The sequence below is a fragment of the Pseudomonas sp. LPB4.O genome (assembly GCF_038383825.1).
GTDB classification, from domain to species: domain Bacteria; phylum Pseudomonadota; class Gammaproteobacteria; order Pseudomonadales; family Pseudomonadaceae; genus Aquipseudomonas; species Aquipseudomonas putida.
The window spans coordinates 5,369,705-5,382,174 of the sequence record NZ_CP151298.1; the positions used below are offsets into that span (position 1 = coordinate 5,369,705).

The following is a 12,470-nucleotide window of genomic DNA, read 5'->3' on the forward strand; positions in this document are numbered from 1 at the left end:
TCCGGTCAGTGGCGCGGCGAACGCGCCCTGACCGGTACCGGCTGGGCCACCAGCACGATGCCGGAAAAGCCCAGCACCAGGAAGCAGAACATCTGCCAGCGCTCGCCCACGGAAATACCGTAGCGCAAGGTGTAATACCCCACGCAGGCACCGAAGCCGAGCAACAGCATCTGGCCACGGAACTGCCGCCACCAGGCCGCCAGGCCGTCCACCCTTGCCAGCACTGCCAGCTGGGTCAACAAGCCAAGCAACGCCACGCCGATCAACCAGCGGTCGATCTGCCCAGCGATGTCCTGCACAAGCAGCGGCGCCAGACCACTGACCTTGAGCGCAGGCACCAGCCCTACATGGAACACCCACAGGCCACCAACCCAGAAAACCTGGGCCAGTTGCCAGAGGATCCCCTCAAGGGATGGCGCCCGCAGGCGCCGGTCAGATGTGCTGGACTTCGACAATCTCGTACTCGACCGTGCCGCTTGGCGTCTTGATGACGACGATGTCGCCTTCTTCCTTGCCGATAATGGCACGGGCAATCGGCGCGCTTGCCGAAAGCTTGCCGAGCTTGATGTTGGCTTCGTCCTCGCCAACGATCTGGTACTTCACCCGCTCGTCGGTTTCGGTGTTGGCCAGCTCTACGGTGGTGCCGAAGATGACCTTGCCGGTATGGGCAATGGTGGTCACGTCGATCACGACCGAGTTCTGCAGACGGCCTTCGATATCGCGGATACGCGCCTCGACCATGCCCTGCTCTTCGCGGGCGGCATGGTATTCGGCGTTCTCCTTGAGGTCGCCCAGTTCGCGCGCTTCACCGATCGCCTGGCTCAAACGCGGGCGCTCTGTCTTGCTCAGGAACAGGTGCTCCTCTTCCAGGGCGCGAGCGCCCTGGACGGTCATCGGGTACTTGGTAATGCTCATGCTTTCAGTCCTGCATGCAGATCTTGCAGGCGACGAACGGTCTTTTCAGGACCAAATTTCAGCGCCTCGCAGATGGCTTCACCGGCCGCAATGGTGGTGGTGCAGTAAATCTTGTGCTGCAGCGCATTGCGACGAATCGAGTAGGAATCGGCAATCGACTGACGGCCCTCGGTGGTGTTGATGATCAGCGACACTTCGTCGTTCTTGATCATGTCGACCACGTGCGGGCGACCTTCGGTCACCTTGTTCACACGGCGCACTTTCAGGCCAGCCGCCTCGATAACCTTGGCGGTGCCAGCAGTTGCAACCACTTCGAAGCCCAGGGCGATCAGGTCGCGGGCAACGCCAGCCACTTGTGGCTTGTCGTCGTCACGCACGCTGATGAACGCGGTACCACCGGTCGGCAGCACTTCGCTGGCACCCATCTGGGCTTTGGCGAACGCTTCACCGAAGGTGTCACCGACACCCATGACTTCACCGGTCGATTTCATCTCAGGGCCGAGGATCGGGTCAACCCCCGGGAACTTGGCGAACGGGAAGACGGCTTCCTTGACGCTATAGAAGTTCGGGATGATTTCCTGGGTGAAGCCCAGCTCTTTCAGGGTTTTGCCGGCCATCACGCGGGCGGCGATCATGGCCAGGGAAGTGCCGATGCACTTGGACACGAACGGCACGGTACGCGAGGCGCGCGGGTTGACTTCGATCACGTAGATCTTGTCGCCTTGCAGGGCCAGCTGCACGTTCATCAGGCCGACAACGCCCAGCTCCAGGGCCATTTTGGTGACCTGTACTCGGACTTCGTCTTGCACTTCCTTGCTCAGCGAGTAAGGTGGCAGCGAGCACGCCGAGTCACCGGAGTGAACGCCGGCCTGTTCGATGTGCTGCATGATGGCGCCGATCACAACGTCAGTGCCATCGCACACCGCATCCACGTCCATCTCGATGGCGCAGTTGAGGAAGTGGTCGAGCAGTACCGGGCTGTCGTTCGACACTTGTACCGCTTCACGCAGGTAGCGTTTGAGCTCGTCCAGTTCGTAGACGATTTCCATGGCGCGGCCGCCCAGTACGTACGACGGGCGCACCACCAGCGGGTAGCCGATGCCGCCAGCAGCGCGGATGGCTTCTTCTTCGCTGCGCACGGTGGCGTTTGGCGGCTGCAGCAGGTTCAGGCGCTGAACCATCTGCTGGAAGCGCTCACGGTCTTCGGCGCGGTCGATGGCATCCGGGCTGGTACCGATGATCGGTACGCCGGCTTCTTCCAGGGCACGGGCCAGTTTCAGCGGGGTCTGGCCGCCGTAATGGACGATCACGCCTTTCGGCTTCTCGACGCGGCACACTTCCAAGACGTCTTCCAGGGTCAGCGGCTCGAAGTACAGGCGGTCGGAGGTGTCGTAGTCGGTGGAAACGGTTTCCGGGTTGCAGTTGACCATGATGGTCTCGTAACCGTCTTCACGCAGCGCCAAGGCGGCGTGTACGCAGCAATAGTCGAACTCGATACCTTGGCCGATACGGTTCGGCCCGCCACCCAGGATCATGATCTTGTCGCGGGTCGACGGGTTCGCCTCGCACTCTTCCTCGTAGGTGGAGTACAGGTAGGCGGTGTCGGTGGCGAACTCGGCGGCGCAGGTGTCGACGCGCTTATATACCGGGAACACTTCGAGCTTGTGGCGGTGACGGCGCAGATTCTTGTCGGTGATACCCAGCAGCACGGCCAGGCGCTGGTCCGAGAAACCTTTGCGCTTGAGGCGCAGCATCAGGCTCTTGTCGATGGACGACAGGGCCAGGGTCTTGACCTTCTCTTCTTCCTTGATCAGATCTTCCATCTGCACCAGGAACCACATGTCGATGCCGGTGAGTGCAAAGATTTCTTCGCAGGTCATGCCCGAACGCATGGCGTCAGCGACGTACCAGATACGCTCGGCGCCCGGCACGGTCAGCTCGCGCTTGAGGATGCCGGCAGCTTCAGGGCTGGCCAGGTCCACTTTCGGGTCCAGACCGCAGGCACCGACTTCCAGGCCGCGCAGGGCTTTCTGCAGGGATTCCTGGAAGGTACGGCCGATGGCCATGACTTCACCCACGGATTTCATCTGGGTGGTCAGGCGGGCGTCGGCTTTCGGGAATTTCTCGAAGGCGAAGCGCGGCAGCTTGGTGACGACGTAGTCGATCGACGGCTCGAAGGAAGCCGGGGTGCGGCCGCCGGTGATGTCGTTCTGCAGTTCGTCGAGGGTGTAGCCAATGGCCAGCTTGGCGGCGATCTTGGCGATCGGGAAGCCGGTGGCCTTGGAAGCCAGGGCGGACGAACGCGATACGCGCGGGTTCATCTCGATGACGACCATACGGCCGGTGTCCGGGCAGATACCGAACTGCACGTTGGAACCGCCGGTTTCAACACCGATTTCACGCAGCACCGCCAGCGAGGCGTTGCGCATGATCTGGTATTCCTTGTCGGTCAGGGTCTGCGCTGGAGCAACGGTGATCGAGTCACCGGTGTGCACGCCCATCGGGTCGAAGTTTTCGATCGAGCAGACGATGATGCAGTTGTCCTTTTTGTCGCGGACCACTTCCATCTCGTACTCTTTCCAGCCGATCAGCGATTCGTCGATCAGCAGCTCTTTGGTCGGCGAAAGGTCCAGACCACGGGTGCAGATTTCTTCGAATTCTTCACGATTGTAAGCGATACCACCGCCAGTGCCACCCATGGTGAACGACGGACGGATGATGCACGGGAAGCCGAGCTTTTCGAGGACCGCATTGGCCTCTTCCATGCTGTGGGCGATACCCGAGCGCGGGCATTCCAGGCCGATATCCTTCATGGCCTTGTCGAAGCGCGAACGGTCTTCAGCCTTGTCGATGGTATCGGCGTTGGCACCGATCATCTCTACGCCGAACTTCTCCAGAACGCCGTGGCGCTCCAGGTCCAGGGCGCAGTTCAGTGCGGTCTGGCCACCCATGGTCGGCAAAACGGCGTCCGGGCGCTCTTTCTCGATGATCTTGGCCACCGACTGCCACTTGATCGGCTCGATGTAGGTGGCGTCGGCCATGGCCGGGTCGGTCATGATGGTGGCTGGGTTGGAGTTCACCAGGATGACGCGGAAACCTTCCTCGCGCAGGGCCTTGCAGGCCTGGGCGCCGGAGTAGTCGAATTCACAGGCCTGGCCGATCACGATCGGGCCGGCACCGAGAATCAGGATGCTTTTGATGTCTGTACGTTTTGGCATGGTGGTCACTCAAATCCGGGGTCAGTCGGCAAGCCGCTTAGAACAATCTGGGTCAGGCGCTTCCGGGCGCGGCGCGAGCCGGCCCGGGGCCTTGAAGCAGGATGCTCAGCGGCGCTTGGCCATGGCATCGGTGAAACGATCGAACAGTGGCGCGACGTCGGTCGGGCCAGGGCTCGCTTCAGGGTGGCCCTGGAAGCTGAACGCGCTCTTGTCGGTGCGCTCGATACCCTGCAGGGTGCCGTCGAACAGCGACTTGTGGATGGCGCGAACGTTGCCCGGCAGGGTAGTTTCATCAACAGCAAAACCGTGGTTCTGGCTGGTGATCATGACCACACCGCTGTCCAGGTCCTGGACCGGGTGGTTGGCACCGTGGTGACCGTGGCCCATTTTCACGGTCTTGGCGCCGGAGGCCAGGGCCAGCAGCTGGTGGCCGAGGCAGATGCCGAATACCGGAATCTCGGTTTCGAGGATTTCCTTGATCGCCTGGATGGCGTAGTCGCACGGCTCAGGGTCACCAGGGCCGTTGGACAGGAACACGCCGTCCGGGTTGAGTGCCAGCACTTCGCTGGCCGGGGTCTGGGCCGGCACCACGGTCACGCGGCAGCCACGGGCAACCAGCATGCGCAGGATGTTCAGCTTGACGCCGTAGTCGAAGGCAACCACGTGGTAAGGCAGGTCGGCAGCTTCGATGGTCGGGTGGCTGTCGGTTTTCAGCTCCCACACGCTGGAGCGCCACTCGTAGCGCTCTTTGGTGGAAACGACCTTGGCCAGGTCCATGCCCTTCAGGCCCGGGAAACCACGGGCAGCGGCGATGGCGGCTTCTTCGCTGATGTTGTCACCGGCGAGGATGCAACCGTTCTGGGCGCCCTTTTCACGCAGGATACGGGTCAGGCGACGGGTGTCGATGCCAGCGATGGCAACGACGTTGTTGGCCTTGAGGTATTCAGGCAGCGACTGGGTGTTACGCCAGTTGCTGGCCAGCAGCGGCAGGTCACGGATGACCAGGCCAGCGGACCAGACGCGGTTCGACTCGGCATCTTCCGGCGTAGTACCGGTGTTACCGATGTGCGGGTAGGTCAGGGTAACGATTTGCTGCGCATAGGAAGGGTCTGTAAGGATTTCCTGGTAGCCGGTCATAGCGGTGTTGAATACCACCTCACCAACGGTCTGACCGTCGGCACCAATGGCTTCACCGCGAAAAATACTGCCGTCGGCAAGGGCGAGTATGGCTGGCTTTGTCAAGAAGACCTCCCGTAAATCAAGCATGAAAGGGCGATCGCAGGTTGCAAAAAAGCGGAGTGACGTATGGACACGTCACCCCGCTTTCATGTGCTGAATTCAATTCGCTGCGCGCTTTTAGTGGACACACTAAAGCTGTAGCTTACAGAAAAGTGCGTTTTCGGTCTACCGCATATGTGTCTCTAAAACACATCAATGCGACAGACTGACATCGGCGGTGGCTTCTTCGCGGGCTCGCCCGCTCCCACAGAACCACCAGGCGCCAAGACCGGCGCAATACCTGTGGGAGCGGGCAAGCCCGCGAAGAAGCCAACACCACTCGAACGGCTCAGCGCAGCTCGAGCACATCCTGCATGTCGTAAAGGCCAGGCTCGCGCCCATCCAGCCACAGCGCCGCACGCACAGCGCCCTTGGCGAAGGTCATGCGGCTGGAGGCCTTGTGAGTGATTTCCAGACGCTCGCCTTCGGCAGCGAACAATACAGTGTGATCACCCACCACATCACCGGCACGCACAGTCGCGAAACCAATGGTCTTGCGATCACGCGCACCGGTCTGTCCTTCGCGGCCATACACGGCCACTTCCTGCAGGTCCCGGCCCAGCGCATTGGCAACCACTTCACCCATGCGCAGCGCAGTACCCGACGGCGCATCGACCTTGTGCCGGTGGTGCGCCTCGATGATCTCGATATCAACATCATCACCCAGCACCCGCGCCGCCATATCCAGCAGCTTGAGGCTGAGGTTGACGCCGACACTGAAGTTGGCGGCAAACACGATTGGAATGTCCTTGCCCGCCTCGGCCAGCAGCTGCTTCTCTTCAACAGAGAAGCCCGTAGTACCGATGATCATCGCCTTGCCGTGCTTGCGGCAGAACGCCAGGTTCTTGAGGGTGACCGAAGGGTGCGTGAAATCGATCAGCACGTCGAACTCGTCGGCAACCTTGGCCAGGTCATCGGACAGCAGCACACCGATCCGGCCGAGGGCCGCCAATTCACCGGCGTCCGCCCCGACCAGCGAGCTGTCAGGGCGATCGATCGCTGCCGTCAGGCCGGCACCCGGGGTTTGCTGCACAGCCTCGATCAGGGTCTTGCCCATCCGCCCTGCCGCGCCCATCACTGCAATACGTCGCATAGCCTTTTCCTTGTCAGAGATCGCCGAAGAAGCGCTTCACGCCATCGAACCAGCCACTGGCCTTGGGCGAGTGGGAACTGTCGCCTTCCAGCGAGTCCCGCAGCTCTTCGAGCAGCTCGCGCTGACGGCGGCTGAGGTTGACCGGGGTTTCCACCGCCACACGGCACAGCAGGTCACCCGCACCACCACCGCGCACCGGCGCCACACCCTTGCCACGCAGGCGGAACTGCTTGCCAGTCTGGGTGCCTTCCGGAATTTTCAGCTTCACGCGACCATCAAGGGTCGGCACTTCCAGCTCACCACCCAGGGCGGCATCGGTGTAGCTGATGGGCACTTCGCAGTACAGGTGCTTGCCGTCGCGCTGGAAGATCTCGTGCTCACGCACACTGATCACCACGTACAGGTCGCCAGTCGGGCCACCATGGGTACCGGCCTCGCCCTCGCCCGAGAGGCGGATGCGGTCGCCGGTATCGACACCTGCCGGCACCTTGACCGACAACGTCTTGTATTCTTCGACACGGCCTTCGCCGTGGCACGAGGTGCACGGGTCGGTAATGATCTTGCCCTGGCCATGGCAGCGCGGGCAGGTTTGCTGCACCGAGAAGAAGCCTTGCTGCATGCGCACCTGACCGATGCCGCCGCACGTCGGGCAGGTCGACGGGGTCGAACCCTTCTTGGCACCGGAACCGTCGCAAGGCTGGCAATTGACCAGGGTAGGAACGCGGATGCTGACCGTGGTGCCACGCACCGCTTCTTCCAGGTTCAGCTCCAGGGTGTAGCGCAGGTCACTGCCGCGCTGGGCACCGCCACGTCCACCACCGCGGCCGCCACCGAAGAAGTCGCTGAATACATCGCCGAAGATGTCGGAGAAGTTGGCGCCACCGAAGCCGGCACCACCACCGCCCATGCTCGGGTCGACACCCGCATGGCCGTACTGGTCGAACGCCGCGCGCTTGCTGGCATCAGACAGCACTTCGTAGGCCTCGTTGGCCTCCTTGAACATGTCTTCCGACTCTTTGTCACCCGGGTTGCGGTCCGGGTGGTATTTCATCGCCAGGCGGCGATAGGCCTTTTTGAGGTCAGACTCGCTGGCGCCGCGCTCGACACCCAGTACCTCATAATAATCACGCTTGGACATAGGTCATTTGCACCTTGTTGGGCGTCTGGCATCTGCGCCGCGCCATCAGCACCTGCCTGCGCCACCAAAGTTGGCTGACAGATGCTGTAAAAATTCTCGAATTCCAGATACGCCAACGCGGGAGCAAGCCCCCGCGCGGCGACATCCTACCAGCTCACCGCCAAACGGCGGTGGGCTGGCCGACAACATGCAGGGATTACTGCTTGTTGTTGTCTTTCACTTCTTCGAACTCGGCGTCAACCACGTCATCGTGCTTGGCTTCCGGCTCGGCCTGCTGCGCGCCACCCTGAGGCTGTTCGGCCGACTGCTCGGCGTACATCTTCTGAGCAACCGGGGCAGAGACCTTGGACAGCTCCTCGACCTTGGCATCGATTGCAGCCTTGTCATCGCCTTTGACAGCGGTTTCCAGGGCAACAACGGCAGCCTCGATGGCAGTTTTCTCTTCAGCGGTGACCTTGTCACCCGCGTCAGCAACCATCTTGCGGGTCGAGTGAACCAGCGCATCACCCTGGTTACGGGCAGCGGCCAGCTCTTCGAACTTGCGGTCTTCCTCGGCGTTAGCCTCGGCGTCACGCACCATGCGCTCGATCTCTTCGTCCGACAGGCCGGAGTTGGCCTTGATCACGATCGACTGAGTCTTGCCGGTAGCCTTGTCTTTCGCGCCTACGTGCAGGATGCCGTTGGCGTCGATGTCGAAGGTTACTTCGATCTGTGGAACGCCACGTGGTGCTGGCGGAATGTCAGCCAGGTCGAACTTGCCCAGCGACTTGTTCTGCGCAGCCTGCTTGCGCTCACCCTGCAGTACGTGGATGGTCACGGCGCCCTGGTTGTCATCGGCAGTCGAGAACACCTGCGACTTCTTGGTCGGGATGGTGGTGTTCTTCTCGATCAGCGCGGTCATCACGCCGCCCATGGTTTCGATACCCAGGGTCAGCGGGCTGACGTCCAGCAGCAGTACGTCTTTCACGTCACCGGCCAGTACAGCGCCCTGGATGGCAGCGCCCATGGCAACTGCTTCGTCCGGGTTGACGTCCTTGCGTGCTTCTTTACCGAAGAAGTCGGCAACTTCTTTCTGCACCAGCGGCATACGGGTCTGACCGCCGACCAGGATCACGTCGTCGATCTTGCTGGCGTCGATGCCGGCGTCTTTCAGGGCGATGCGGCAAGGCTCGATGGTACGCTTGACCAGGTCTTCGACCAGCGACTCCAGCTTGGCGCGGGAGATCTTCACGTTCAGGTGCTTAGGACCGGTGGCATCTGCAGTGATGTACGGCAGGTTGACGTCGGTCGACTGAGCGGAAGACAGCTCGATCTTGGCTTTTTCTGCGGCTTCTTTCAGGCGCTGCAGGGCCAGAGGATCGTTCTTCAGGTCCATGCCCGACTCTTTCTTGAACTCGTCGACGAGGTAGTCGATCAGGCGCATGTCGAAGTCTTCGCCACCCAGGAAGGTGTCGCCGTTGGTAGCCAGTACTTCGAACTGGTGCTCACCGTCGACTTCGGCGATTTCGATGACCGAAACGTCGAAGGTACCACCACCCAGGTCATAAACGATGACAGTGTGGTCGCCCTTGGCCTTGTCCATGCCATAAGCCAGTGCAGCGGCAGTCGGCTCGTTGATGATGCGTTTTACGTCCAGGCCAGCGATGCGGCCGGCGTCTTTGGTGGCCTGACGCTGGCTGTCGTTGAAGTAGGCCGGAACGGTGATGACCGCTTCGGTGACTGGCTCGCCGAGGTAGTCTTCGGCAGTCTTTTTCATTTTCTTCAGGACTTCGGCGCTGATTTGCGGCGGAGCCATTTCCTTGCCAGCAGCCTCGACCCAGGCGTCACCGTTGTTCGCCTTGACGATCTTGTACGGCACCAGCTTGATGTCTTTTTGCACAACGTCTTCTTCGAAGCGGCGGCCAATCAGGCGCTTCACTGCGAACAGGGTGTTGTGCGGGTTGGTCACAGCCTGGCGCTTGGCCGACTGACCCACCAGGATTTCGCCATCGTTGGCGTAGGCCACGATCGAAGGGGTGGTACGCGCACCTTCGGCGTTTTCGATGACTTTGACGTTACCGTTTTCCAGAATGGAGACGCACGAGTTGGTGGTCCCCAGGTCGATACCGATGATTTTACCCATGTTAACTCTCCCGAAACTTGAATTTGGTAGCAGCGACTACTTTGGCCAACTGCGGTAATACTTGAAGGCTTGACACCTAGATGGGGTTGCCCGGAAGGATTTCAAGCCTTTTCATTGATCGAGGGTTGCGCCGCGCTCGGCGCCTTGCTGACCACCACCATGGCGGGGCGCAGCAGGCGGCCGTTCAGCAGGTAACCCTTCTGGAACACATTCAGCACGCTGTTTGGCTCGACTTCGCCGTTTTCCTGCATGGCCATGGCCTGGTGGTGCTCAGGGTTGAACGGCTGGCCGTGCGGGTCGACTGCTTCGAGGTTGTAGCGCTTGAGGGTGTCCTGGAACATTTTCAGGGTCAGCTCGACGCCTTCGCGGATCTGCTTGACGTGCTCATCCTCGGCGCTGGAGTGGGCCAGGGCCAGTTCCAGGCTGTCGATGACCGGCAGCAGGTCGCTGGAGAACTTCTCCAGGGCGAACTTGTGGGCTTTCTCCACATCCTGCTCGGCACGACGGCGCACGTTCTGCACGTCGGCAACGGCGCGCAGCGCCTGGTCCTTGGCTGCGGCCAGCTGTTCCTCGAGCTCCAGAACACGGGTGTCAGCTGCAGTGCCTGCACCGGTTTCTTCCACGTTAAGGTCTTTCTCGTTCAGCTGTTCATCAGCCATGGGGTCTCTCCTGCGCAATTTTGTGGACTGCGAGCCAGGCTCGCCTGTGATGTCGGCTATATGGGGCCGGAAAAACCAGCTTCAAGGGGCAAGGTGGTTTTCCGGGTTGCAACAGAATCTGGCAGGGGGCATTGGCAGGCCTGAAAAAAGTACTGTATAAATAACCAGACCTGACTTTCGGGAGCCGCCCCTCATGCTGGTGCACCTGTCCATTCACAACTACGCCATCGTCGAGCACCTCGACCTCGAAATTGCCCGCGGCATGTCCGTCATCACGGGCGAGACCGGTGCCGGCAAATCGATCATGCTCGACGCCCTCGGCCTGGCCCTTGGCGACCGTGCCGACAGTGGCGTGGTGCGCCCTGGCACCGACAAGGCAGACATCCTCGCCACCTTCGACCTGGTAGACATCCCGGAAGCCCATGCCTGGCTGGCCGAACGCGACCTGGACAACGACGGGCTATGCATCCTGCGCCGGGTAATCACCGCCGAAGGGCGCAGCCGCGGCTACATCAACGGCACGCCGTGCCCGCTGGGCGACCTCAAGGCGCTGGGCGAGCTGCTTATCGATATCCACAGCCAGCACGAGCACCAGTCGCTGCTGAAAACCGACACCCACCGCCGCCTGCTCGACGAGTACGCCGGCGCCGTCGACCTGGCCCGCCAGGTGCATCTGGCGGCCAAGCGCTGGAACCAGACCCGCCTGGAGCTGGAGCGGCTGTCCAATTCAGGTGACGAGCAGCGCGCCCGTCATCAGTTGCTAAGCTACCAGCTGGAAGAACTGGACAACCTCGGCCTGGGCGAGCACGAACTGGAGCAACTGGAGCAGGAGCACAAGAACCTGACCAGCGCCGAAGCGCTGTTCGGCATTTGTCGCCAAGTGATCGACCAGTGCAGTGAAAGCGATTCGGGCAACGTGCTCAGCGCCCTCACCTCCAGCCTCAACCGGCTGGGCGCTGCCACCCACTCACCCAAGGCCCTGGGCGAGGCCGCCAACCTGATCGCCAGCGCACAGATCCAGATAGAAGAAGCCGTGGGCGAGCTCAACCGTTTCCTCGACAACTTCGACGCCGACCCGATGCGCCTGCAGGCTTTGGAAGAACGTCTCGACACCATCTATACACTCGCGCGCAAACACCGCGTGCACCCCACTGAACTGCCGCACCTGCAGCAACAACTGATGGAAGAAATCGAAGGCCTGAACGCCAGTGACGAGTCGATCGAGCGGCTGGGCGAGGAACTGGCGGCTTTCGCACAGCATTACAAAGAGCGGGCCCGTGAACTCAGCGCCCTGCGCCAGCAAGCCGCCCAGCAACTGGCGGGCGCCGTAGAGCAGGAAATCCAGCGCCTGGGCATGCCCGGCGGGCGTTTCCGCATCGAGCTGACGCCCACCGAGGGCGCAGACCTGTCACCGCATGGTCTGGAGCAGATCGAACTGCTGGTCAGCGCCAACCCCGGCCAACCGCTCAAGGGCCTGGCCAAGGTAGCTTCGGGTGGCGAACTGTCGCGTATCAGCCTGGCGATCCAGGTGATTACCGCACAGACATCGCGCATTCCTACCCTGGTATTCGACGAAGTCGACGTGGGTATCGGCGGCCCTACTGCCGAAATTGTCGGCCAGTTGTTGCGCCGCCTGGGAGAGCGCGGCCAGGTGCTGACCGTGACTCACCTGCCACAGGTAGCCGCGCAAGGGCATCACCACCTGTTTGTGCACAAAGTGCGCAACAGCGACACCACCCACACCGCCGTGGCCAGCCTGGGCAAGCGTGAGCGGGTAGAAGAAGTGGCGCGGATGCTGGGCGGCATTGACCTGACCAAGGAATCCCTGGCGCATGCGCGCAAGATGGTGGTTTCTGGCAAGGCTTGATGCTACCGGTACTGACCCTATCGCCGGCAAGCCAGCTCCCACAGGGTGATCACAGGACCTGGGATATGGGGTGTACCTGCGGGAGCTGGCTTGCCGGCGATAGGGCCAGTGCAGACAACCAAATTAATCTGCCGAAGCAGAAAGCACAAAGGCGACCCGAAGGTCGCCTTTGTCATTCAT

Annotated in this window: 9 protein-coding genes; 1 reads left to right on the top strand and 8 read right to left on the bottom strand. The window is 61.5% G+C overall.

The window, feature by feature from the left end; translation table 11 throughout:
* Positions 1–5: 5 nt before the first annotated feature.
* The 8 genes from MRBLPB4O_RS24305 to grpE form a co-directional block, all read right to left on the bottom strand.
* Positions 6–455 (bottom strand): hypothetical protein, encoded by a 450-nt coding sequence (locus MRBLPB4O_RS24305; RefSeq protein WP_012053750.1) that lies wholly within the window; start codon positions 453–455, stop codon positions 6–8.
* On the bottom strand, positions 433–915 hold the full coding sequence (gene greA, locus MRBLPB4O_RS24310; protein ID WP_016501645.1) for a transcription elongation factor GreA: 483 nt from the start codon (positions 913–915) through the stop codon (positions 433–435). Before greA ends, MRBLPB4O_RS24305 begins: the two co-directional genes overlap by 23 nt.
* Positions 912–4,133: a carbamoyl-phosphate synthase large subunit gene (gene carB, locus MRBLPB4O_RS24315; RefSeq protein ID WP_016501646.1), complete on the bottom strand. Its 3,222-nt coding sequence runs from the start codon at positions 4,131–4,133 to the stop codon at positions 912–914. Before carB ends, greA begins: the two co-directional genes overlap by 4 nt.
* 105 nt (positions 4,134–4,238) lie before the next feature.
* On the bottom strand, positions 4,239–5,375 hold the full coding sequence (carA, locus tag MRBLPB4O_RS24320; protein ID WP_341796826.1) for a glutamine-hydrolyzing carbamoyl-phosphate synthase small subunit: 1,137 nt from the start codon (positions 5,373–5,375) through the stop codon (positions 4,239–4,241).
* A 325-nt stretch (positions 5,376–5,700) separates the two neighbouring features.
* Entirely contained in the window at positions 5,701–6,504 is an 804-nt protein-coding gene (gene dapB / locus MRBLPB4O_RS24325) for a 4-hydroxy-tetrahydrodipicolinate reductase (RefSeq protein WP_016501648.1), read from the bottom strand.
* A 13-nt stretch (positions 6,505–6,517) separates the two neighbouring features.
* Complete coding sequence (gene dnaJ / locus MRBLPB4O_RS24330; RefSeq protein WP_110746145.1) at positions 6,518–7,642, bottom strand: molecular chaperone DnaJ; 1,125 nt, start codon at positions 7,640–7,642, stop codon at positions 6,518–6,520.
* A gap of 196 nt (positions 7,643–7,838) precedes the next feature.
* Entirely contained in the window at positions 7,839–9,764 is a 1,926-nt protein-coding gene (gene dnaK, locus MRBLPB4O_RS24335) for a molecular chaperone DnaK (RefSeq protein ID WP_341796827.1), read from the bottom strand.
* Between the two features lie 101 nt (positions 9,765–9,865).
* Positions 9,866–10,423: a nucleotide exchange factor GrpE gene (gene grpE, locus MRBLPB4O_RS24340; protein ID WP_016489179.1), complete on the bottom strand. Its 558-nt coding sequence runs from the start codon at positions 10,421–10,423 to the stop codon at positions 9,866–9,868.
* A gap of 193 nt (positions 10,424–10,616) precedes the next feature.
* Here grpE and recN point away from each other — a divergent pair, with 193 nt between their 5' ends.
* A complete protein-coding gene (gene recN / locus MRBLPB4O_RS24345) occupies positions 10,617–12,290 on the top strand; it encodes a DNA repair protein RecN (RefSeq protein ID WP_341796828.1) in 1,674 nt (557 codons plus the stop codon).
* Positions 12,291–12,470 lie beyond the last annotated feature (180 nt).

Bases quoted from the DNA above. Each gene is read 5' to 3' on its own strand.
- grpE (WP_016489179.1), bottom strand. From the start codon at position 10,423: ATGGCTGATGAACAGCTGAACGAGAAAGACCTTAACGTGGAAGAAACC.
- recN (WP_341796828.1), top strand. From the start codon at position 10,617: ATGCTGGTGCACCTGTCCATTCACAACTACGCCATCGTCGAGCACCTC.
- dnaJ (WP_110746145.1), bottom strand. From the start codon at position 7,642: ATGTCCAAGCGTGATTATTATGAGGTACTGGGTGTCGAGCGCGGCGCC.
- greA (WP_016501645.1), bottom strand. From the start codon at position 915: ATGAGCATTACCAAGTACCCGATGACCGTCCAGGGCGCTCGCGCCCTG.
- dapB (WP_016501648.1), bottom strand. From the start codon at position 6,504: ATGCGACGTATTGCAGTGATGGGCGCGGCAGGGCGGATGGGCAAGACC.
- dnaK (WP_341796827.1), bottom strand. From the start codon at position 9,764: ATGGGTAAAATCATCGGTATCGACCTGGGGACCACCAACTCGTGCGTC.
- carB (WP_016501646.1), bottom strand. From the start codon at position 4,133: ATGCCAAAACGTACAGACATCAAAAGCATCCTGATTCTCGGTGCCGGC.